Here is a 22,839-nt window from a genome sequence, read left to right as displayed (position 1 = left end):
GGGCGCTTTTGCGCGCCACGGAAACGATTGCGCGCGGTGTGGCCGTTGACGGAGGGCGCTTGACGCTTTCCCCGATGCGGTGCGAATTTTTCGGGCGTAGGATCGCGATTCGATCAAGGTTTCGTCAGGAGAAAAGCATGGATCACCGCTTCCGTTGGCTGGCTGTCGCGTTGTCCTGCGCGCTGGCGGGCGCCGCGCACGCGCAGGCGCTCACCGGCACGCTGAAGAAGATCAAGGACACGGGCGTCGTGTCGCTCGGCATCCGCGAATCGTCGGTGCCGTTCTCGTATTCGGACAACCAGCAGAAGAACATCGGTTACTCGCGCGACATCGCGGCGCGCATCATCGACGCGCTCAAGGCCGAGTTGAAGGCGCCGAACCTGACGGTGAAGGAAATCCCGATCACGTCGCAGAACCGGATTCCGCTGCTGCAGAACGGCACGATCGACTTCGAGTGCGGCTCGACGACGAACACGCTGGAGCGCCAGAAGCAGGCCGCGTTCTCGAACAGCATCTTTCTGTACGGGATCCGTTTCAGCACGCGCAAGGATTCGGGCGTGAAGGACTTCCCGGACCTGGCCGGCAAGACGGTCGCGACGACGGCCGGCACGTCCGACGAGCGGCTGCTGCGCAAGCTCAACGAAGAGAAAGGGATGAACATGACGATCATCAGCGCGAAGGACCATGCCGAAGCGTTCATGAACGTCACGACCGGGCGCGCGGTCGCGTTCGTGATGGACGAGCCGCTGCTGTACGGCGAGATCGCGAAGGACCGCAATCCGGGCGCGTACACGGTGGCGGGCACGCCGCTCGTCCACGAGAACTACGCGTGCATGATGCGCAAGGACGATCCCGCGTTCAAGCACGTGGTCGACGGCGTGATCGCGAAGCTGCAGACCTCGGGCGCGGCCGAGAAGCTCTACGACCAGTGGTTCATGCAGCCGATTCCGCCGAAGGGCGTGAGCCTCAACTATCCGCTGTCGCCGGAGATGAAGCAGCTGTTCAGGAATCCGACGGATCAGGCGCAGTACTGATCGAAGCGTCGCAGTGGCGTGCGGGCCGACACGTTGCGTGCTCGGGCCTGCACGATCGAATCCGCCGGCCTTCGGGTCGGCGTCGCGGCGCGCATCCCGCAGCCGTAAGCGCCAGCCGGACCCGTCGCGTCCGATGCTGAACCCCGTGTCCTGATCCTCCATCGCGTGCGGCGCGTTTATGGCGCCGCACCTCGACGGCCCGCCGTCCACGCGTCGTCCCGCCCGGTCTTTCCCCCTTTGCCTGAACACGTGCCCCGTACCGAAGCGGGGTTGGCGGATGCGCGCCCGACGCACGTCCGGCTACGCCGTTTGCCGCGTAAACCCGAATTCAGATTTCAATTTGAACTGGTCAGAATCGGCCGAAATTGTTCAACAATTTTCGGCGGAAAATCCCGGGAAGCCGCGTGTGGCGGCGTCCGGGAGGCGTTGAGACGTTTCAGCGCGAGAGCCGAACAACCCAGGAGCTTCACCATGTCCGCTCGTTTCCCGGTTCGACATTTCCTCCGCGGCGTGCTCGTGCCGCTGGCCTTCGCATGCTCGCTCGCGTCGGCGGCGCCGCTGCAGACGGTGCGGCCCGGCACGCTGCTGGTGGGCTCCGACCTCACGTATCCGCCATACGCGTACCTGGACGCCGGCAAGCCTGCCGGTTTCGACGCCGAGTTCTCGCGGCTGCTGGCACGTCACCTGAAACTGGAGCCGGTATTTCTCGATACGCGCTTCCCGGACCTGATTCTCGGGATGAAGGCGCGCCGCTTCGACGTCGTCGCATCCGCGCTGTACGTGACGCCCGACCGCGTGAAGCAGGTCGATTTCGTGCCGTACCTGAAGACGGGCGCGTCGCTGCTCGTCGCGAAGGGCGGCGCGTTCCTGCCGAAGACGCCGCAGGACCTGTGCGGCAAGCGGGTCGGCTCGATCAAGGGAGCGTCGTGGACGCCGAAGCTGCGTGCGGTGTCGCAGGACACGTGCAAGGCGGCCGGGCGCGGCGAGATCGCGATCCTCGAGTTCCCGACGTCGCCGGAAGCGACGTCCGCGCTGATGTCGAAGGCGGTCGACGTCCAGATCGAGGACGCGGCCGTCGCGCAGGAGATTCCGAAGCAGACGAACGGGCGCGTCGACATCAGTTCAACCACGCTGCTGTATCCGATCGTGATCGGCCTGGGCGTGACGAAGGGCGATAGCGGATTGCAGGGTGCGCTCGAGGGTGCGTTGAACGATGCGAGGCGCAGCGGCGAATACGGCAGCCTGGTGAAGAAATACGGGTTGCAGGAGCCGACACCCGCCGACGTCGCCAACGCGCTCGGCACGGCGAAGTAAGCGCGCAGCAAGCACGATCTGACCACCGCGCGCCGCGCGGCCGCATCACCATCCGCGGTTGAGGAGTCTTCGATGCAGTTCGATTGGCACTATGCGTTTCAGCTCTTGCGGGACCAGGATTTCTGGCGCGCCTGCGTCGTGGTCGTCGAGCTCAGCGTCGCCGCGTGGCTGCTCGGCGTGTTGCTCGGCTTTCCGGTGGCGCTCGCGAGACAGTCGCACCAGCCGTTGCTGAAGCGGGCGGCGGCGGTCTACATCTGGTTCTTCCGCAGCCTGCCGCTGCTCGTGCTGCTGGTCTTCATCTACAACCTGCCGCAGGTCTTTCCGGCGACGAGCGCGGTGCTGTCCGATCCGTTCATGGCCGGCCTGATCGCGATGGTGCTGAGCGAGACCGCCTATTTCGCGGAAATCCATCGCGGCGGGATCCTGTCGGTGCCGCGCGGGCAGCTCGAAGCCGGCCGCGCGCTGGGCATCCGCTTCACCGGCATCCAGCGGATGATCGTGATGCCGCAGGCGATCCGCATTGCGCTGCCGGCGCTGGCGAACGAGTTCATCACGATCGTGAAGCTCACGTCGCTGGTGTCGGTGATTTCGCTGGCCGAGATCCTGCTCGTCGGCCAGCGGCTGTACACGCAGAATTTCCTGGTGTTCGAAACGATGCTGGCCGTGGCGTTCTACTACGTGCTGATCGTGACCGTGTTCAGCCGGCTGCTCGGCTATCTCGAGCGGTACCTCGACGTCAGCCGCCGTACGCCTGCTCAGGGCGGCCACGTCGATCTTGCGCTGCCGCCGTCGGCGCCGGCCGTCGCGCCGAGGCCGCGGGCGAACGCCGAATTCGCGCTGCGCCTGAAAGGCGTGCAGCAGCGCTACGGCCGCCATGAAGTGTTGAAGGACATTCATCTCGACGTCGCGCCCGGGCAGGTCGTGTCGATCATCGGTCCGTCCGGCTCCGGCAAGACGTCGCTGATCCGCACCGTCAACGGCCTCGCGCCGGTGAACGCGGGCGAGATCGACCTGTACGGCGAGCCGTTCATCCGCGCGTCGGGTTCGCATCCGCCGCGCGTGTCGCACGAGCGCATCCTCGACATCGGCATGGTGTTCCAGAGCTTCAACCTGTTCCCGCATCGCACCGCGCTGCAGAACGTGATGATGGCGCCGTGCTATCACCGGCAGGCCGATGCGGCGGCGATCCGGCTGCAGGCGCTGTCGCTGTTGTCGAAGGTCGGGATGCTCGACCATGCGAACAAGTATCCGCATCAGCTGTCGGGCGGCCAGCAGCAGCGCGTCGCCATTGCGCGCGCACTCGCGACGCGGCCGTCGATCATGCTGTTCGACGAGCCGACGTCGGCGCTCGATCCGGAGCTCGTCGGCGAAGTGCTGAAGGTCGTCGAGACGCTGGCGAAAGAAGGGATGACGATGATCATCGTGACGCATGAGATGAATTTCGCGTTCAAGGTATCCGACCGGATCGTGTTCATGGAGAACGGACGCATCCTGTACGACGTGCCGCCGGACCGGATTCGCGGCAGCGCGGACGCGCGCGTGAAGGACTTTCTGAAGCACGTTCACTTCGCATGACGAATGACTGGATAGGAGCGGGAATGGATCCGACGGATTTCCGGCTGGGCGACGTGAACGAACACGCGTGTGCGGAGCGGTTGCGTGCGTGCCTTGCGCGTGCCGACGCGCATCCCGGCGACATCGGAGCCGCGTGGCTCGCGCGGCGCGACGACGCGGCGGTTGCCGATGCGCGCGCATGGGATGCGGCGCTGCGCGGCGGCGCGATCGATGCGCCGCTGGCCGGCGCCGTGCTGACGGTGAAGGCCTGCTTCGATTGCACCGGCTGGGTCACGCATGCCGGTTCGCGCGTGCTGGCCGACGAGCCGCCGGCACGAATCGACGCAGCGCCGGTGTCGGCACTGCGTCGGGCCGGCGCGGTGCTGGTCGCGCAGACGGCGATGACCGAGTTCGCGTACGGCGCGCTCGGCGTGAACCGTGCGTACGGGACGCCGACGACGCCGCTCGATGCGCGGCGCGAGCGGGTAGCCGGCGGATCGAGTTCGGGCGCGGCGGTGTCGGTGGCGCTCGGTGCGGCCGACCTGTCGCTGGGTTCCGATACGAGCGGGTCGGCACGCATTCCGGCCGCATTCTGCGGCGTGACCGGATTCAAGCCGTCGCGCGGGCGCTATGCGAGCGACGGCATGCGGTTTCTGTCGACGAGCTTCGACGTGCCGGGCCTGCTGGCCGCGACGGTCGGGCTGTGCCGGCAGGCGGACGTGGCGCTGCACGGCCGCGAAGCGCGGCGGCGGCGACCGGCGGCGATCCGCGACCTGCAGTTCATCGTGCCCGAGGCGTTCGTCGCCGACGACGTCGACCCGGTCGTCGGACGCGCATTCGACGCGTGGCTGTCCCGACTGTCCGCGCGCGGCGCGCGGCTCCGGCGCAAGCGGCTCGATTGCGTGGCCGAGGCCGGCGCGGTCGCCCGCGCGGGCGGCATCATCGCGGTAGAGGCGTTCATGCTGCATCGTGCGCGGCTGGCCGCGGCGGCGGACCGCTACGATCCGCTGGTCGGCCCGCGCATCGCTGCAGGCGAGCAGGTGCGGGCGCACGACTACGCTGCGGCGCTGCGGCGCCTGGTTGCACTGGCCGACGCGTACCACGCCGAACTCGGCGACGCGGATGCGGTGCTGACGCCGACGGTGCCGATGCTGCCGCCGCGGGTGGCCGATCTGGCCGACGAAGCCGCATACCTCGCACAGAACGCGCGTGCGTTCCGGCTGACCGAATTCGCGAGCCGGCTCGACCTGCCGAGCATCAGCGTGCCCGGCGACCTGCGCAACCGGCAGCCGGTCGGCTTGCTGATCACCGGGCATCGCGGCGAAGACGCGCGGCTGCTCGATGTCGCGGCAGCGGTGGAGCGTGCGCTGACCGCCGATTCCGCATGACGCATTTTCCGGCGGCAAGGATCACCTTGCCATTTTTCATCGCAACTATTCAGAGGTACTTATGATTGTCGTGAGATCGGCCGATATCGCCAATACCGAACGCCATGCGCGCGGCCCGGGCTGGGACAGCAAGCGCATGATCGTCAAGCAGGACGGCGTCGGCTATTCCGTTCATGAGACGCGCGTGCACGAAGGCGCCGAACTGCATCTGCACTACAAGAACCACTTCGAGACCAACTACTGCGTGGCCGGAGAGGGGGAGGTCGTCGACACGGCGACCGGTAACGTGCACCGGATCACGCCCGGAACGATCTACGCGCTGAATCTGAACGATCCGCATGTCCTGCGCGCGACGCGCGGCGACCTGCATCTCGTGTGCGTGTTCAATCCGCCGCTGACGGGACTCGAGACGCATCGGGAAGACGGCAGTTACGCGCTGCCGACGGAGCAAGCCTGACGGCGCGAGCGGTCGGGCCGTTGCGTGCCTTTTCGTACTGCCGTTGCGTGCCGCATCTTGCGGCAAGCAACGGCGGCGCGGCGTGCAGAGTCAGGCCGCCTCGCGATGGCTGCGCTTGATTGCCTCGACGAGCATCCGCTCGGAATCGTCGAGATAGCGCGCGAGCGCGGTGACGGCTTCGCTGCGGCGGTTCTGCGTGAGCAGGTCGTAGATCTGGTATTCGCGCTGGATCCAGTCGGGCGTTTGCACGCGTTTCTCGTCGGGATCCGCGGCGAAGACGAGCCGCAGCTGTGCGGAGATGGTCCGGAAGAACTCGTCGAGCAGCGCCGACTTCTGCAGCGCGACGATGTGCTGGTGAAAGCGCAGGCTGTGCGTGCCGACGGCCTGCCAGTTTTCCTTGTCGAGTTCGCGCTCGGCCGCGCGAATGGCGGTCTGCATCTTTTCGAGCAGCGCCGGCTGCGCGAGTTCGGCCGTGTTCAGCGCATGCAGCTCGAGCGTGCGGCGCGCGACGTAGAGATCGCGTACATCCTGGCGATTCAGCGTGCGCACGACGACACCCTTGTGGCGCACGAACGTGACGAGCCCTTCGCGGCCGAGCTGATGCAGGACTTCGCGAAGCGAGTTGCGCGACGTGTCGTATTCGGCCGCGAGGTCCATCTCGATCAGCGCGGTGCCGGGCGGCAGCTTGCCGCTGATGATGTGTTCCCGCAGTTGATGGCTGATCCGGTCGGCGACCGACTGTCCTCTCGCTTTTTCGCTTGCCATTCCGTTCGTTCGCTCCTCTCCTGGTCGTGCGCCGCCGGCGTGGCCGGCCGGCGGCGTTTCGCCATTCTACGGGCTACGGACCGCGTTACGCCGTCTTGTCGTGCTGCCAGTCGGCCTGCGGCGGCTGCATCCCGTGCTGGCCGCGGTACGGCGCGACGGGCGGCTGCGACCAGCCTTCGAGCAGGCTCGGATCGAGCCGGTATACCTCGACGCCGAGCGGCCGGCACACGTCGATCGGGTCGCGTGCGTCGGGGCCCCACATCGGCACCGACAGGTCGCCGCCCGGACATGTGGACATCGCGCACAGCACGTCGATTTCCGCGAAGAACTCGAGGTAGTCGCCCGGCTGCGCGGGACAGGCCTTCATGAAGTACTTGTCGTCGTCGTTCAGGCCGGTGCACTGGAACACGTTGAGCACGTCGTGCACGTCGAATTCGGTCAGCCCGTACGGCGCGACCGCGCGCACGAGGTTCGAATGACAGTGGAAATGAAAATCCTCGCCGGTCAGCAGCTTGTTCACGTACGGATCGCAGCGCGTGCCGAGCAGGTCGTGCACGCGACCGCCGTCGCCGTCGACGCCATAGCCGGCGAGCGTGTCGTCGGTGATCGTGACCATCGGCCGCAGGTACGGCAGCGTCGACCAGAGCCGGTCGAACGTCGTCACGTGCGCGGCCTGCAGCTGACGTGTGCGCGACGCCCACATGCGCTCGCGCGGATTGTGCAGGTTCCAGATGTTGAAGTCGGCGACTTGCGGGCCTTCGAGCGTGACGATCCGGAACACGTGACCTGCCGGCACCGTCCACGCGAAGCCGCTGCGGATCGGCACGACGTGCGACGCGATCCGTTCGCGCGCGTCCTGGCGCTGGGCGATCGCGGAATAAAAGGCTTTGTCGACGTTCAGGACGGAACCCTTGGTGACCTGGTAGGCGGCGGGATAGTTCGACATGACGCGGTGCTCTCGGGGAAATTTGCAGATTCGGAGATCCGGCTGGAATCCGTTGTGGTGGCCGGTCAGGCGTCAATTTCCATGCTGAATTGTTCAACAATTTATTGGCGCTTCGGCGAGTATAGGGGGAAGGCCGGGAGGTGTGTCAATCGGTGGAAAGTACGGAGGGGCGCGGCGAGCCGTGGAAGCACGCAGGCAGGCGGGTGGCGCCGCAAATAAAAACGAAATATGGATCAAAACCGTGGCCGTGCCGGCCGCCGGACCGGCTCGCCATGATCAGCAAGCGGGGCCGTGTAACGCGTTTCGAGACCTGACGCAATCCGCATTCAACCGCGCCCGCGCCATGGGATTCCTGTCGCGTTGCGCAACAACAGGCACAATATGCGCTTCGCCGCGCACCGCTGTTCGACGTTCGAACAGCACGGCGCGTGTTGCCGCCGTCCGAATCCTTCCCGGTTGTCATGAACGCCTCGCTCACACCCGCGCGCGAATCGAACTCGCCGCGCTTCCTGTTGTTTCTGATTTGCCTGTTCGCCTCCGCCGGCCAGCTCGCGATCGACATCTACGTGCCTGCGCTGCCCGACATGGCGCGTTCGTTCGCGACCACGCCGCAGGCGATCCAGTCGAGCGTCTCCGGTTACATGGCCGCCTATGCGCTCGGCCAGCTGATCTTCGGCCCGGTTGCCGATGCATACGGGCGCAAGCGCGTGCTCGCGTTCGGGCTCGTCATCTACACGATCGGCTGCCTGCTGTCGCTCGGCGCGCCGAACCTGGAGACGTTCGTGCTGGCGCGCTGCCTGCAGGGCTTCGGGATCGCGACCACGAACCTGCTCGCGAAGGCGATCATCACCGACTCGTTCTCGGGCCAGGCGCTGATGCATGCGTTTACCTATATGTCGATCGCGTGGGGGCTTGCGCCGATCATCGCGCCGGTGATCGGCGCGCACCTGCAGGAATGGTTCGGCTGGCGCGCGTGCCTGGTGTTCCTGCTGGTGTATTCGCTGGTGATGTGGGCGCTGCTGTGGCGCTATCGCGAGACCTTGCCGAAGCCGGTCCATCTCGAGCCGCGCACGCTGATGGCGAACGCGGGCAAGGTGCTCGCGAGCCCGGTGTTCCAGAGCTGCTTCCTCGCGCAGGGGCTGTGCTACAGCATCCTGCTGGTGTTCAACATCGTCGGGCCGTTCATGGTGCAGACCACGCTGCACAAGCCGCCGACCTTCTTCGGCTATCTCGCGCTCGGGATCGGGCTGATGTATTTCCTCGGCGGGCTGTCGAACCGGATTCACGGGCGCGGGCTGCCGAGCGCCGAGCAGCGGTTGCGCATCGGCGCACGCGTGATGGCGATCGCGGCGGTCGCGATGCTGGTGCTGGCGCTGACCGTCGGCCTGCGCGTATGGACGCTCGCGACGCCCGTGCTCGTGATGGGCTTCTGCGCGGGCGCGATGTATCCGACGCTGATGGCCAAGGGCAATTCGCTGTTTCCGCATATCGCGGGGCTGACGAGCGCGATCCTCGGGTGCGCGCTGCTGCTCGTGTCGTCCGCGATGATGGGGCTGGCCGGTTTCGTGTCGATTCACGTGCTGACGCCGCTCGCGGTATTCTTCGTCGCGCTGTCGTTCATCGTCGTGTGGATGGTGACGAAGCTGCTGCGCTACCTGACGCAGCAGCAGGCCGCGAGCGTGGCTTGCGGGAGCGGGGAAGCCGCGTAAGCCGGGTCGACGGGGGCGGGCGCGGCACGCCCGCCGCTCACAGCGGGTGCGCCGCGCCCGCCTGCGCCAGCAGCGAAACCGCAACCGGATCCGGCATGCCGTTCGAATCGATCGCGCCGGCCTTGGCCAGCGCGGCGAGGTCGCTGTCGACGCCCGGTTGGCCGACCACGAACGGCGTCGTCAGGAAGGCTGCCGTCGACAGCGTGACCGCATAGCGCTGCTGCAGATTCGTCACGACCGCCGATTGCGCGGCCTGCACCGTGTTCGGGCTGCCCATCACCTGCTGGAAGTGCGTATTCCCCTGAAAATTGCCGATCAGCCCGGCCGTGTTCGTACCGAGCTGCGCGGCGAGATAGACGAGCATCAGCTCGGTCTCGGGCGTCGTGTTGAAGGTGCCGCCCGCGTAGGCGAGCGAATGCAGGCTCGTGCCGCTCGATGCGACGGTGATCACGCACGGCAGCACGGCGTTGACCGTCACGCGATAGTTGCCGCCGCCGTCGGTCAGCGTCGTGGCCGAGCCTTGCGTGCAGCTGACCGTCACCGACGCGCTCGCGAGCGCGGAGCCCGTGGCGGCCGTGCCGGACAGCGCGACGGGCTGCGTATTGTTGCCGTTGAAGCAGGCGTCGACGCCGAAGCAGGCGTCGCCGTTGCAGCCGGCAAGTGTCGCGAGGGCAGCGACGCACAGCGTGCCCAGCGCGGGGCGGAGGAAGCGCGGATGGCGAAGGTTCATGGTCGCGGGCGGATCGGAAAAGTGAGCGCGGTAGGGCAACCGGCGCGCGCCGACGCTTCGGCGCGCTGTTCGTATTCTAGGTCTCCGATCGCGGTGTTGCTCGCCCGTTTGTTCGCCGCGGCGTGCGGCGTGGCCGGCGCCGGTTACGGCTTGCGTGCGGCCGGTTTCGCGAACGCGCCGCGTACCTCGAAGCCGATCGCATCTGCCACGTTGCCGCGCGCGTCGACGAGTTCCAGCCGGTGCCGCCCCGGCCACGGCATCCACGCGATGCGGTCGGCGTGGCCGATCACCTTGTCGTCGAGCCGCCACGCGAACTTCGTGGCGCGCCCGGCAGAGCGCTCGAACCAGATCCGCTGGTTCTTCGGCGGAATGTCCGGATCGATCGCGAAGATCGTGCCGTCGGTCGGCGCGCCGATCGTCAGCGGCGCGCGCGCACCGTCCTTGCCCGGCGCGACGGGCGCCGCGAGCCGGATCGTGTCGAGCGCGGTGCCCGCGACGAACCACTCGTTGCGCGACGGCTCGACGTCGCGCTCGAACGTGATGCGGCGTGCTTCGACGCCGGCCGGCGGACGCGGCGCGCGGCTCGGCAGGTCGCGGTGCAGGTAGCCGACGACGGCCGACCACACCGGCGACGCGCCCGTGACCCCCGATACATCCCACATCGGCGAGCCGTCCGCATTGCCGACCCACACGCCGACCGTATAGCGCGACGTGAAGCCGACCGTCCAGTTGTCGCGCATGTCCTTGCTCGTGCCGGTCTTCACCGCCGAGAAGAAGCGCGTCGCGAGCGGATTGTCGAAGCCGAACGTGCGCACGCGCGCGTTGTTGTCGGAGAGGATGTCGGTGACGACGAAGCTGGCGGCTTCGCTGAACACGCGCGTGCCGTTGTCCGCACGCCCCGGTGCCGATGCGCCGGCAGCGGGCGACGGTGCAGGCAGGTCGACGACCTTGCGCGCGACGCCGCCGTTCGCGAGCGCGCGATACGCATTGGTCAGCGACAGCAGTGTGACGTCCGCGCTGCCGAGCGCGAGGCTGAAGCCGTAGTAGTCGCCTTCCTGCGCGAGCGGCAGGCCGAGCGCGGTCAGCGTGCGCGCGAAACGATGCGGCGTGACGAGCACGAGCGTGCGCACGGCCGGCACGTTCAGCGAGCCGCCGAGCGCGCTGCGCACGCTCACCCAGCCCTTGAAATCCTTGTCGTAGTTCTGCGGAATGTAGAGGCCGCCGCCGGCCGCGAGATTGATCGGCGCGTCGTCGAGTAGCGACGCGGCCGTCAGCCGCTTCTCGTTGATCGCCTGCGCATAGAGGAATGGCTTGAGTGTCGAGCCGGCCTGGCGCGGCGCGAGCACGGCGTCGACGTCGCGCGCGCTCGACAATGCGCCCGACGAACCGACCCACGCGCGAATCTCGCCGGTCGCGTTGTCGATCACGACGACCGCGCCGTCCTGCACGTTGCGCCGGTGCGCGGGCGCGTTGAGCTCGGTCAGCGCGCGCGTGAGCGTGTCGCGCGCGAAGCGCTGCAGCGGCGCATCGAGCGTCGTGCGCACCTGCGCGCCGGCCGCGGGCCTGACCTCGGCCGCGATGCGGCGCGCGAAGTGCGGGGCGAGAGCGGCGCCGTCCGCCGTCAGGTCGTTACGCACGGCATTGGCCGGGCGCGCGATCACGAGCTGCACGTAGCCGTCGAGCGATGCGCACGCCTGCTCCGCGTGCATGTCGCGCAGGATCCGGCACGCGCGCTCGGCGACCTTCGCGCTCGCCGCGTTGGGCGCGCGCACCAGTGCCGCAGCGATCGCGGCTTCACGCGCGTCGAGGCCGGACGGCGCCTTGCCGAACAGCACCTGCGACAGCGCGGCGAGCCCGACCGTCTCGCCGCGGAACGGCACGAGATTCAGGTAGGCCTCGAGGATCTGGTCCTTGCGCCAGCCGCGTTCGAGCAGTAGCGCGTTCATCGCCTGCGTGGCCTTCTGCGGCAGCGAGCGCTGGCCCGAGCGGCGCGGCTCGTCATTGAGGAGCCCGGCGAGCTGCATCGTCACGGTCGACGCGCCGCGCGTGCGCTGGTTCCACAGGTTGCCCCATGCCGCACCGGCGATCCCGCGCCAGTCGACGCCGCTGTGTTCGTAGAAACGCTTGTCCTCGGACACGACGATCGCCTCGCGGAACGCGGGCGACACGTCGGCGAGCGACACCCAGTCGCCGCGCCGCTCGGCGAGGTCGACGCGCGTGCGCTGCAGCGGCGTGCCGTCGCGCGCGAGCAGCACCCAGTCGGAACTGCGCCAGTTGCGGCGCACGTCGTCGTAGCCGGGCAGCGCGTGCGCGACGAGCGGCGCGGCCAGCACGACGGCGACGAAAACGCGGCCGGCGAAGCGCACCGGCCGCGGCAATCCATGATCGATCATCGCGTACCCGTTACTTGCCCGCGTCGGCCGGCTTCACGGTCATCGGCGGGTTCGGCCACAGGCCGTACACGGACGGTGCGTACAACGCCTCGACGCGCGTCGGCGGCAGCCCGAAGGTGCCGACGTTGTTCAGCCGCACCGTGTACTCGACCGAGAGCTTGCCCTTCGGCAGATAGTCGTAATACGCGCGGTAGCCGTCGAAATCGCGTTCGATGAACGCCGGCCAGGCGCCGTCCGGGGATTTCTCGCCCTGCGTCGCGGCTTCCGAGTCACGGCCGAGGCCCGAGCCGAGGATCGTCGCACCGGACGGGATCGGATCGTTGACGACGACCCACGTCATGTCGCTCTGCGCGTCGATGTCGAGATGCACGCGCACGACGTCGCCGCGCGTCAGCACGCCCTTGACGGCGGGCGACACGGGCGTGACGGTCTTCGTGATCCGGTAGCCGGCCGCGAACGGCGCGCGCAGCGGCACGGCCGCGAGGCTTTCGACGGTCGCCCACGGGCGGCCCGTACCGTCCTGCGTGACGGACAGCGTGGCCGGCGTCTGCGACGCACGCGGCCACGGCATCAGCACGCTGCGCGCGGCGGCGGCGCGGGTCGCGGGAGTGGCCGACGCGGGGGTGTCGGCGGGCGCGGTCGAGGGTGCCTGCGACCACGAAATCGCGCGCTCGTTGCCGCCGAGCGCGACCTTCGTCGTGCCGGCCACAGGCGTGCTCTCGTAGGTGCGCGAGAAGCGTTCGATCGCGAGCTGGCCGAGTGCGTTCGACGTCGTCGTCTGCCATGCGCCCTGGCGTTGCAGCGCGAGCAGGCCGGTCGCCACGCGCGGCATCTCGTCCTTCCACGCCGGGTCGCCCGCGAACTCCAGCGCGAGACGCGCTGCGTTGGTCTCGTTGCTCGTCATCAACCACCACAGGTCGTCGTCGCGCGCGGTCGAGAACACGAGCTGCGTGCCCTGGTACGTGAGGCGCGCACGCAGGATCTGCTCGACCTGCGCGCGTTTCGCGTCGCGCTGCGGGATGTCCTTCACGCGCGTGAGGATCGCGTGATAGTCGATCACCGCCGACGTCGGCCACTGGTTCGGCGCGATCTCGATCGAACCGAGCATGCGGCCCTGGGCTGCACCGTAACGCGACAGCGCCTCGATCGCGGCGAGCTTGCGCAGGTCGCGATCCTGGCGTGGGGCCCATGCGTTGCGCTCGATGCGGCCGTCGACGAAACGCGCGAGCCCGGCCTCGAGCTGCGTGCGCAGGTCTTCCGGCAGCGCGAAGCGCGGGTCGAGGCGGCCGGCCTCGTCGGCGACCACGAGCAGATACGACGAGAGCGTCGGGCTGCCGTAGTGCGCATCGTCGGAAGACGGCGGGAAGTAGTTCGCGAGTCCGTCGCTGTCGAGGTAGACGGGCATGCGCGCCACCAGCGCCTGCCATTGCGCGGCGTCGTGCAGGCCGATCGCGCGCGACGTCTGCTGTTCGAGGCAGCGGTACGGATAGCGCTCGAACCAGCGCCGCACGCCGGGCAGGCCGTCGGCGAGCTTCGACTGCAGCGACACGGCGATGCCGCCACGCGGCGCGCCCTGCACGTTGTTGACGGCGCCGGCCGGGGCCGACACGGGCAGCGTCAGCGTGCCGTCGACCTGCGTGAGCGTGGCCTGCTGCACGGTGACCGGCAGCGCGGGCACGACCTTCTGCGCGACGGCCAGCGCGTCCGATGCGCGCTTGCCGCCTTGCTCGGCCGCCTCGATGCGCCAGTTCAGCGCGCCGGCCGCGTCGAGCGCCTGCTCGGGCACGGTGATCGTCCACGCGACCTCGGTCGCCGCATTGGCCGCGAGCGACACGGTTTGCGGCGCGACGTCGAGGCCCGTCACGCGCGGCGTCACGACGACCTGCATCGCGCGGTCGGTCGTGTTGCGCAGCGTGACCTGCGCGCGGAACGCATCGCCTTCGCGCACGAGCGGCGGCAGGCCGGAGATCAGCTGCAGGTCCTGCGTGCTGCGGATCGACGTGCTGCCCGTGCCGAAGCGGTCCGCGCCGACCGCCGCGATCGCGACGATCCGGAAGCGCGTGAGCGCATCGTTCAGCGGCACCTCGACGGTCGCGCTGCCGTTCGCGTCGAGCGTCACGCGCGGATTCCACAGCAGCAGCGTGTCGAACAGCTCGCGCGTCGGCGCGCTGCCGCCGCCGCCGCCGGCCGGCACCGCCTTGCGGCCGAAGTGGCGGCGGCCGACGATTTCCATCTGCGCGGTGGCCGTCTCGACGCCGTACGCGCGTCGCTGCAGCATCGCGTCGAGCAGGTCCCAGCTGTTGTTCGGCATCAGCTCGAGCAGCGCCTCGTCGACGGCCGCGACCGCGATCTGCGTGCCGGCTGGCGCGGGCTGCCCGTTCGGCAGCGTGACCTTCACGTGCGCCTGCGCCTTGCCGCGCACCGTATAGCGCGTCGCGTCGGTCGTCACGGCCACGCCGAGACGATGCACGCCGGTGCCGACCTTGATCTCGCCGAGGCCATAGCGGAACGCGGGCTTCGACAGGTCGACGAACGCGGTCGGCGCTTCATGGTAACGGCCTTCGCGCCAGAACGCGCGGGCCCATTCGACCGGCGCCTTCCAGCCCCACGTGAAGAACGAGTACCACGGCACTTCGCGAATCCGGCCGCGCAACGCGAGCACCGACACGTAGACGTTCGGCCCCCACGATTCGCCGACCTTCAGGTCGACGGTCGGGTTCTTGCCGTTGAGCTCGACGATGTGCGTTTCCATCACACCGCCGCGTTCGACCGCGACGAGCGCGGTCGCGTAGCGGAACGGCATGCGCACCTGGAAGCGGGCCGTTTCGCCCGGCTCGTAGGACGTCTTCTCCGGGATCACGTCGATCCGGTCGGTGTTGTCGCCGCCGAACCAGAGTTGATCCTCGCGCGTGACCCAGACGGACGTCGACGCATTCGACGTCCGGCCGTCGCCGTCCTTCGCGACCGCGATCAACTGGACGTTGCCGGCCTGTTCGAGCGTCGCGTCGCAGGCCATGCGGCCCTTGTCGTCGGTCTTGCCCGAGCACAGCACGCCGAGGTCGCGGGTATCGCTCTTGTTGTCGTAAGCATAGAAGCCGCCGACCATCCGCTTGCGCGACGACGTCGTGATGTGCGCGACGCCCTTGATCTCGATCGACACCGAGGCACGCGGCTTGCCCTGCAGGTCGACCGCGAGCGCCTGCACCGGCACGCGCTGGCCGACCGACACCCAGCGGCCGGCCTTGATGCCGGCCACTACCGCGGCCGGCCACAGGATCGTGTCGCCGCGGATCGTCTGCACTTCGCCGTTCGGGTCCGCGAACGTCGCCTCGAGCGCGATGCGCTTCGGCGCGTCGACATCGGGCAGGCCCTTGAGCGTGACGGAACCCGCGCCGTTACGGTCGAGCGTGAGCGGCAGCTTGTCCGCGATCAGCTTGGTCGCGTCGGGATCGTTGTTCGCGGCCGATGCGCTGTCGCCGTCCTGCGCATCGTCGTTGGCGTTGCCGTCGCTGTGCTCCGGACGATACGGCGTGAAGCTGAAGTCCTCGAAGCGGTCCGCGAACGGCGGCGATGCCCACTTCATCAGCGCCGACACCTGCACGGGCAGGTTCGACGCGCCGCCGCCCGACACGTAGTCGATCTGCACCGCGAGCGGCGCTTCCTTGACCGCGACGAGCGGGCTCTTCTGCGCGTCGCGCGCGCCGATCGTCCCCTTGAGTACCGGCAGGCGGAACGCCTCGACGCGGAAGCTGCCGCTGTAGTAGCTGGCGGTCGGCGCATCGTCCGGGCCGCCATCGAGCGATACGCTGTATTCGCCGAGCTTCGCCGCGGGCGGCAGCGTGAACTGCGTGTCCGCGCTGTGGTCGGCCGACCACGTGAGCGGCAGCTTGTAGGTCTGGTCCGAGCCGAGATGGCGGATCGTCACGCGCGTCGGGTAGTGTGCCGGGAACGCGAGGCTCTGCAGCGTCTCGGTGCGCAGGAAGTGCTTCATCGACACGGTTTCGCCGGCCCGCAGCAGCGTGCGGTCGAACACGGTATGCGCGCGCACGGTCGGCGCGCTGTCGGTGTCGGTCGGCACGTTGAAGCGCCACGATTCGATCCCGCGGTTCCAGTTCGAGCTGACGAACGCCATGTCGCGGCCCGTCTTCGGATCGTCGACGCGTGCCGACACGAAGTAGTCGTCGAAGCGTTCCGACTGGCTGCATTCGTGTTTCGGCTCGAACGGGCCGTCGATCTTCAGCAGGCCTTGCGCATCGGTCTTGCCGGACGCGATTTCGTCGCCATTGCAGTCCGACACGCGGATCTGCGCGTTCGGCACGGGCTTGCCCTTGTCGAGCGTCGTGACCCACACGAGGTTGTTCTCGCGGCCCTGTTTCAGGTGCACGCCGAGGTTCGTGACGAGCACGGTGGTGCGCACGTACATGCTCGACGGCTTCGCGAGCAGCGAGCGGCCGAGCGCGGGCGACGCGAGTTCGAGCACGTAGAAGCCGGGCTTGTCGATCGGCACGCCGACGACCTCGAACGAACGCAGCGCCTTCGGGTCGGCCTTCGGCAGCGTCAGCGCCTGCGCACCGGGTTCGCCGGCGAGCAGCGACAGCGAGCGCACGTCGATGCGGCGGTTCTGCGGCGCGGGCATCTTCTCGCCGGCCTCGAGCGGTACGTAGACGGGGTGCTGGCCCTTGCGCCGCAGCAGGCCCGGGACGCGTTCGTCGATCGTGCCGGCCGTCATCGACCAGTTGTCGAAGCGCTCGACGGTGCGCATCCATTGACGGATCGCGGTGTCGTCGTCGACCTTCAGGTTCGAGAATTGCGCGCCGCTCGTGTTGAGGCCCGCGATGCGCAGGTCGGCCTCGACGTTGCGCAGCGTGACGGGCACGAGTGCCGGCGTATCGGGTTCGGCGAAGCGCTCGACGATCCCGAACGTGCCCGACGAGAATTTCGCGAGCGGCGGCATCGGCGCGGTGCGTGTCGCGAGCGGGAACAGGTCGGCGTTCGAGAGCGTGCGGTCGGTCACGTCGCGCAGGCCGGACGGCAGCTCGATCGTCAGGTTCGCCTGCGCGGGCAGCGGCGGGTTGAACGTGACGGTCGTCACTTCGTCGCTGTGGTCGTCGGCCGCGAAGGTCGGCGAAAGCGAACCGTCAGGACCGCGCAGCTTGATCGCCTCGGCGTTCTTGCGCGAGATCGGTGCATTGAACGACAGCGTCAGCGGACGCAGCGGCGTGCAGGGCGCCTTCGCGTTCTCGCGCTCGCACGAGAAGCTCGCGGCGAACGGTGCACGCACGGTGAAGTCGAAGCGGCGCTCGGTGTCGTTCGCGATGCCGCTCGGGCTCGCGACACCCTTGCCGTAGACGAGCTGCATCTTCGCGCTCGCGGGCAGCGCCTGCGCGCACGACAGCGTCAGCACGCGCGCGGCGTCCTTCTTCAGCCCGAAGTGGTCGAGCAGCGCGTTGCGCGCATCGTCGTCGGCGGCCGTGACGGGGATGCGGTTGCCGATGCCGGCCGCTTCGCACCAGATGTTCGCGAGCGCGGAGCGCGGCTCGGCCGGGCCGTTCAGCTTCAGCACGAAGACCTGGCGCTCCTCGATCTCGCGCGAGCCGGGACGCACCGTCACCGGGAACGGGCCGCCGGTTTGAAACGTGAAGCGGCGCGGGCCGCTGAGCGCATTGCCGGCGACCGAACGCAGCGTGTCGTTGAGCGCGACCGAGCAGCGCACGCCCGGCGGCAGGTCGTTCTCGAAATCGTAGACCCACGTCTTGTCGTCGAGCCAGCGGCCCTGGCCGCGTGCGGCGGTGGAATCGTTGCAGGTCATGCGCGCGGGACTCGGTGCGGCTGCCGAACCGAACGCGACCATCGGTTCGTCGAACTTGACGACGCTCTGCCGGACTTCGGTGACCGTGCCTTGCGGCGACACGCTCACGGTGCGTGCCGCGCCTGCATGCAGCGACAGTACGGCGGCGCTGCCGAGCGCCGCGACCGCGCCGATGCGCCAGAGCAGCCGTGTGGTGTGATGGGTTGAATGTGTGTTGTTGTGCTTGTCGTGCTGCTTCATCGCTCGATGCCCTCGGAGGGAAGCTTTCTGTTTGATTGCACGCGATTCTAACCGACGGGCATGCGAGCGGATGACGGGAAGCGGCGTGTCGCCGGGTTGCGACACGCCGGCATCCCGATACGGAATTGTCGCGTCGACGACACAAAGATGCCACGAAATGTCGATTGTCTCGGATTGCGGAACATTAAATGGACTATAAAAGCATTGTCCAATCCGAATTGAGCGCGTACATTTCAGGGCCGCGCGAAAGTTTGAGAAATATCAAGCGTGGTTTTCCCGAATCCGGTGTTCGAGAGAAGGAAACATGCACAACGACAACACCCCCCACTCGCGTCGCGATCGCGACGCAGCCGCATCCGGCATCACGCGGCGTCAATGGCTGCAGGGCGCACTGGCGCTGACGGCGGCGGGCCTCACCGGCTCGCTGGCGTTGCGGGCCCTGGCCGACAATCCCGGCACCGCGCCGCTCGATACGTTCATGACGCTCTCCGAAGCACTGACAGGCAAGAAGGGGCTGAGCCGCGTGCTCGGCGAACGCTTCCTGCAGGCCTTGCAGAAGGGCTCGTTCAAGACGGCCGACGGTCTGTCGCAACTCGCCGGCGCACTCGCGTCCGGTTCGTTGACTCCCGATCAGCAAACGTCCGCGCTGTCGATTCTCGAAGCCTGGTATCTCGGCATCGTCGACAACGTCGTGATTACCTACGAAGAAGCATTAATGTTCAGCGTCGTGTCCGACACGCTCGTGATTCCTTCGTATTGCCCGAACAAACCCGGCTTCTGGGCCGAAAAACCGATCGAGAGGCAAGGCTGATGGCCGATACCGATACGCAAAAGGCCGACGTCGTGGTCGTCGGGTCCGGTGTCGCGGGCGCGATCGTCGCGCACCAGCTCGCGATGGCCGGCAAGTCGGTGATCCTGCTCGAGGCAGGCCCGCGCATGCCGCGCTGGGAAATCGTCGAACGCTTCCGCAACCAGCCCGACAAGACGGACTTCATGGCGCCGTACCCGTCGAGCCCGTGGGCACCGCATCCGGAATACGGCCCGCCGAACGACTACCTGGTCCTGAAGGGCGAGCACAAGTTCAACTCGCAGTACATCCGCGCGGTGGGCGGCACGACGTGGCACTGGGCCGCGTCGGCGTGGCGCTTCATCCCGAACGACTTCAAGATGAAGACCGTATACGGCGTCGGCCGCGACTGGCCGATCCAGTATGACGATCTCGAGCATTACTACCAGCGCGCCGAGGAAGAGCTCGGCGTGTGGGGCCCGGGCCCCGAGGAAGATTTGTATTCGCCGCGCAAGGAGCCGTACCCGATGCCGCCGCTGCCGTTGTCGTTCAACGAGCACACGATCAAGAGCGCGCTCAACGGCTATGACCCGAAGTTCCACGTCGTGACCGAGCCGGTCGCGCGCAACAGCCGCCCGTACGACGGCCGGCCCACTTGTTGCGGGAACAACAACTGCATGCCGATCTGCCCGATCGGTGCGATGTACAACGGCATCGTGCACGTCGAGAAGGCCGAGCAGGCCGGCGCGAAGCTGATCGACAGCGCGGTCGTCTACAAGCTCGAGACGGGTCCGGACAAGCGCATCGTCGCCGCGATCTACAAGGACAAGACGGGCGCCGACCATCGCGTCGAGGGCAAGTACTTCGTGGTGGCCGCGAACGGCATCGAGACGCCGAAGATCCTGCTGATGTCGGCGAACCGCGACTTCCCGAACGGCGTCGCGAACAGCTCCGACATGGTCGGGCGCAACCTGATGGACCACCCGGGCACGGGCGTGTCGTTCTACGCGAGCGAGAAGCTGTGGCCGGGCCGCGGCCCGCAGGAAATGACGTCGCTGATCGGTTTCCGCGACGGCCCGTTCCGCGCGACCGAAGCCGCGAAGAAGATCCACCTGTCGAACATGTCGCGCATCAACCAGGAAACGCAGAAGATCTTCAAGGCCGGCAAGCTGATGAAGGCCGACGAGCTCGACGCGCAGATCCGCGACCGTTCCGCGCGCTACGTGCAGTTCGACTGCTTCCACGAAATCCTGCCGCAGCCCGAGAACCGCATCGTGCCGAGCAAGACGGCCACCGACGCGGTCGGCATTCCGCGCCCGGAAATCACGTATGCGATCGACGACTACGTGAAACGCGGCGCCGTGCATACGCGCGAGGTCTATGCGACCGCGGCGAAGGTGCTGGGCGGTACGGACGTCGTGTTCAACGACGAGTTCGCGCCGAACAACCACATCACGGGTGCGACGATCATGGGCGCGGATGCGCGCGACTCGGTCGTCGACAAGGACTGCCGCACGTTCGACCATCCGAACCTGTTCATTTCGAGCAGCTCGACGATGCCGACCGTCGGTACCGTGAACGTGACGCTGACGATCGCGGCGCTGGCGCTGCGGATGTCGGACACGCTGAAGAAGGAAGTCTGACCGTGCGGAAATCTACTCTCACCTTCCTCGCCGCCGGCTGCCTCGCGCTGCCGGGTCTCGCACGCGCGGCTGATGCGGCCGATCCCGCGCAGGTCAAGCGCGGCGAATATCTCGCGGTCGCGGGCGACTGCATGGCCTGCCATACCGCGAAGGGCGGCAAGCCGTTCGCCGGCGGCCTCGGGATGCCGGTGCCGATGCTCGGCAAGATCTATACGAGCAACATCACGCCCGACCCGGATACCGGCATCGGCAACTGGACGTTCGACGACTTCGAGCGCGCGGTGCGTCACGGCGTGTCGAAGAACGGCGACAACCTGTATCCGGCGATGCCGTACGTGTCGTACGCGAAACTCAACGACGACGACGTGCAGGCGCTGTACGCGTACTTCATGCACGGTGTCGAACCGGTCAAGCAGACGCCGCCGAAGAACGAGATCCCCGCGCTGCTGAGCATGCGCTGGCCGCTGAAGATCTGGAACTGGCTGTTCCTGAAGGACGGCGCATACCAGCCGAAGCCGACGCAGAGCGCCGAGTGGAACCGCGGCGCATATCTGGTGCAGGGCCTCGCGCACTGCAGCACGTGCCACACGCCGCGCGGCATTGCGATGCAGGAGAAGTCGCTCGACGAAACCGGCGGCAGCTTCCTGTCGGGCTCGGTGCTGGCGGGTTGGGACGGCTACAACATCACGTCCGACCCGAACGCGGGGGTCGGCGGCTGGACGCAGCAGCAGCTCGTCCAGTACCTGCGTACCGGCAGCGTGCCGGGTGTCGCGCAGGCAGCCGGTCCGATGGCCGAGGCGGTCGAGCACAGCTTCTCGAAGATGACCGACGCCGACATCGGCGCGATCGCGACGTACATCCGTACGGTGCCGGCCGTCGCCAGCGGCGACGCGAAGCAGTCGCGCTCGTCGTGGGGCAAGCCGGCGGAAGACGGCCTGAAGCTGCGTGGCGTCGCACTGGCGTCGTCGGGCATCGATCCGGCGCGGCTGTATCTCGGCAACTGCGCGACGTGCCACCAGATGCAGGGCAAGGGCACGCCGGACGGCTATTACCCGTCGCTGTTCCACAACTCGACGGTGGGTGCGACGAATCCGGCGAACCTGGTGCAGGTGATCCTGAACGGCGTGCAGCGCAAGGCCGGCAGCGAGGATGTCGGGATGCCCGCGTTCCGCAACGAGCTGTCGGATGCGCAGATCGCCGCGCTGACGAACTACCTGACCGGCCAGTTCGGCAACCCGGCCGCGAAGGTGACCGAGCAGGACGTCGCGAAGGCGCGTTGAGGCCGGGTACGATGCAGTAAAGGCAGGGCAACACTGACAAGAAGAGGAGGCACAGCACATCGGGCGGGCCCCGATGCCGGTTGTTGCAGAGCGGGGTGGGCGGCTTTGGCGGCCGCCCGTCCTGGTTCGTTGGCAATCCGGTGCGCGCGGTTCGCGCACCGCTTTCGTTGATCACACCATGACACCGAATCAACCGTTTCTCGCGTCCCAGCGCGATGTGCTGCTGCTGTTGTCCCGGATCCTGCTCGTGATCCTGTTCGTGATGTTCGGCTGGAAAAAGATCGCCGACTTCTCCGGCACGATCGCGTACATGGGAAGCGCGGGCGCGCCGGCGCCGATCATTTCGGCGGCGATCGCCGTCGTGATGGAGCTGTTCGCCGGCATCGCGCTCCTCGTCGGTTTCCAGACGCGGCCGCTCGCGCTGCTGCTTGCGCTGTATACGATCGGCACCGGCTTCATCGGCCACCACTACTGGACGATGACGGGCGGCGAGCAGATCAACAACATGATTCATTTCTACAAGAACATCGCGATCTCGGGCGGCCTGCTCGCGCTTTGCGCGGCGGGCCCCGGGCGTTTTTCGATCGATCGCGGGTAAATGGCAACGCCGGTGCGCGCATGGGGCGTGTGCCGGACGGTCGAGACTTCGAGGGGGGGCATCATTTTGCGACTCAAACATTTCGCATGGCTGATCGTGGCCGCCGCACCGGCGGCCGCGTTCGCGCAGACGAGCGTGACGCTGTACGGCCGGATCGACGGCGGCGTCGAATACCTGAACCACATCGCGACC

At 67.8% G+C, this 22,839-nt stretch carries 17 protein-coding genes; 11 read left to right on the top strand and 6 right to left on the bottom strand.

The genetic code is table 11. The features are described from left to right. Positions 1-137: 137 nt before the first annotated feature. Complete coding sequence (locus U4Y91_RS24545; protein WP_321807245.1) at positions 138-1,034, top strand: glutamate/aspartate ABC transporter substrate-binding protein; 897 nt, start codon at positions 138-140, stop codon at positions 1,032-1,034. A gap of 335 nt (positions 1,035-1,369) precedes the next feature. Here the strand turns inward: U4Y91_RS24545 and U4Y91_RS24540 are convergent, their stop codons facing one another. Further along, a complete protein-coding gene (locus U4Y91_RS24540; protein ID WP_321807244.1) occupies positions 1,370-1,507 on the bottom strand; it encodes a hypothetical protein in 138 nt (45 codons plus the stop codon). Here U4Y91_RS24540 and U4Y91_RS24535 point away from each other — a divergent pair. From U4Y91_RS24535 to U4Y91_RS24520, 4 genes are all read left to right on the top strand, one after another. Next, a complete protein-coding gene (locus U4Y91_RS24535; protein WP_321807243.1) occupies positions 1,506-2,348 on the top strand; it encodes an ABC transporter substrate-binding protein in 843 nt (280 codons plus the stop codon). The two genes, U4Y91_RS24540 and U4Y91_RS24535, sit on opposite strands and share 2 nt — an antisense overlap. 72 nt (positions 2,349-2,420) lie before the next feature. Continuing rightward, a complete protein-coding gene (locus U4Y91_RS24530; protein WP_321807242.1) occupies positions 2,421-3,923 on the top strand; it encodes an amino acid ABC transporter permease/ATP-binding protein in 1,503 nt (500 codons plus the stop codon). 23 nt (positions 3,924-3,946) lie between these two features. Continuing rightward, on the top strand, positions 3,947-5,290 hold the full coding sequence (locus U4Y91_RS24525) for an amidase family protein (RefSeq protein ID WP_321807241.1): 1,344 nt from the start codon (positions 3,947-3,949) through the stop codon (positions 5,288-5,290). A gap of 61 nt (positions 5,291-5,351) precedes the next feature. After that, positions 5,352-5,747: an ectoine synthase gene (locus U4Y91_RS24520; protein WP_044843279.1), complete on the top strand. Its 396-nt coding sequence runs from the start codon at positions 5,352-5,354 to the stop codon at positions 5,745-5,747. Positions 5,748-5,837: 90 nt separating this feature from the next. On the opposite strand, the gene U4Y91_RS24515 is transcribed toward U4Y91_RS24520, so the two are convergent. Together U4Y91_RS24515 and U4Y91_RS24510 are read right to left on the bottom strand one after the other, a co-directional pair. Then, positions 5,838-6,512, bottom strand: a complete 675-nt coding sequence (locus U4Y91_RS24515) for a GntR family transcriptional regulator (protein ID WP_321807240.1) — start codon at positions 6,510-6,512, stop codon at positions 5,838-5,840. 85 nt (positions 6,513-6,597) lie between these two features. Then, positions 6,598-7,458: an urea carboxylase-associated family protein gene (locus tag U4Y91_RS24510; protein WP_321807239.1), complete on the bottom strand. Its 861-nt coding sequence runs from the start codon at positions 7,456-7,458 to the stop codon at positions 6,598-6,600. 461 nt (positions 7,459-7,919) lie between these two features. On the opposite strand from U4Y91_RS24510, the gene U4Y91_RS24505 reads away from it, so the two are divergent. Then, on the top strand, positions 7,920-9,167 hold the full coding sequence (locus U4Y91_RS24505; protein ID WP_321807238.1) for a multidrug effflux MFS transporter: 1,248 nt from the start codon (positions 7,920-7,922) through the stop codon (positions 9,165-9,167). 37 nt (positions 9,168-9,204) lie between these two features. Here U4Y91_RS24505 and U4Y91_RS24500 read toward each other — a convergent pair whose 3' ends face one another. The 3 genes from U4Y91_RS24500 to U4Y91_RS24490 form a co-directional block, all read right to left on the bottom strand. Then, positions 9,205-9,897, bottom strand: a complete 693-nt coding sequence (locus U4Y91_RS24500; protein ID WP_321807237.1) for a hypothetical protein — start codon at positions 9,895-9,897, stop codon at positions 9,205-9,207. A gap of 143 nt (positions 9,898-10,040) precedes the next feature. After that, positions 10,041-12,290, bottom strand: coding sequence for a penicillin-binding protein 1C (gene pbpC / locus U4Y91_RS24495; RefSeq protein WP_321807236.1), 2,250 nt, complete (start codon positions 12,288-12,290; stop codon positions 10,041-10,043). A gap of 10 nt (positions 12,291-12,300) precedes the next feature. Next, positions 12,301-18,339, bottom strand: coding sequence for an alpha-2-macroglobulin family protein (locus U4Y91_RS24490; protein ID WP_321807235.1), 6,039 nt, complete (start codon positions 18,337-18,339; stop codon positions 12,301-12,303). A gap of 304 nt (positions 18,340-18,643) precedes the next feature. Between U4Y91_RS24490 and U4Y91_RS24485 the strand changes: the two genes are divergently transcribed. From U4Y91_RS24485 to U4Y91_RS24465, 5 genes are all read left to right on the top strand, one after another. Then, positions 18,644-19,150, top strand: coding sequence for a sugar dehydrogenase complex small subunit (locus tag U4Y91_RS24485; protein WP_044843286.1), 507 nt, complete (start codon positions 18,644-18,646; stop codon positions 19,148-19,150). Then, positions 19,150-20,769 (top strand): GMC family oxidoreductase, encoded by a 1,620-nt coding sequence (locus U4Y91_RS24480; protein WP_321807234.1) that lies wholly within the window; start codon positions 19,150-19,152, stop codon positions 20,767-20,769. The genes U4Y91_RS24485 and U4Y91_RS24480 overlap by 1 nt, the downstream gene beginning before the upstream one ends. Before the next feature lie 2 nt (positions 20,770-20,771). Further along, positions 20,772-22,049 (top strand): cytochrome c, encoded by a 1,278-nt coding sequence (locus tag U4Y91_RS24475; RefSeq protein WP_321807233.1) that lies wholly within the window; start codon positions 20,772-20,774, stop codon positions 22,047-22,049. Positions 22,050-22,227: 178 nt separating this feature from the next. After that, complete coding sequence (locus U4Y91_RS24470; RefSeq protein ID WP_321807232.1) at positions 22,228-22,647, top strand: DoxX family protein; 420 nt, start codon at positions 22,228-22,230, stop codon at positions 22,645-22,647. Positions 22,648-22,713: 66 nt separating this feature from the next. Beyond that, the coding region (locus tag U4Y91_RS24465; RefSeq protein WP_156429891.1) for a porin at positions 22,714-22,839 on the top strand (126 nt) is incomplete at its 3' end.

It is taken from the genome of Burkholderia sp. BCC1993 (assembly GCF_905339865.1).
Lineage (GTDB): Bacteria > Pseudomonadota > Gammaproteobacteria > Burkholderiales > Burkholderiaceae > Burkholderia.
Note: the sequence above shows the minus strand (reverse complement) of the source record. Positions and strands in the feature narration are given on the sequence as shown.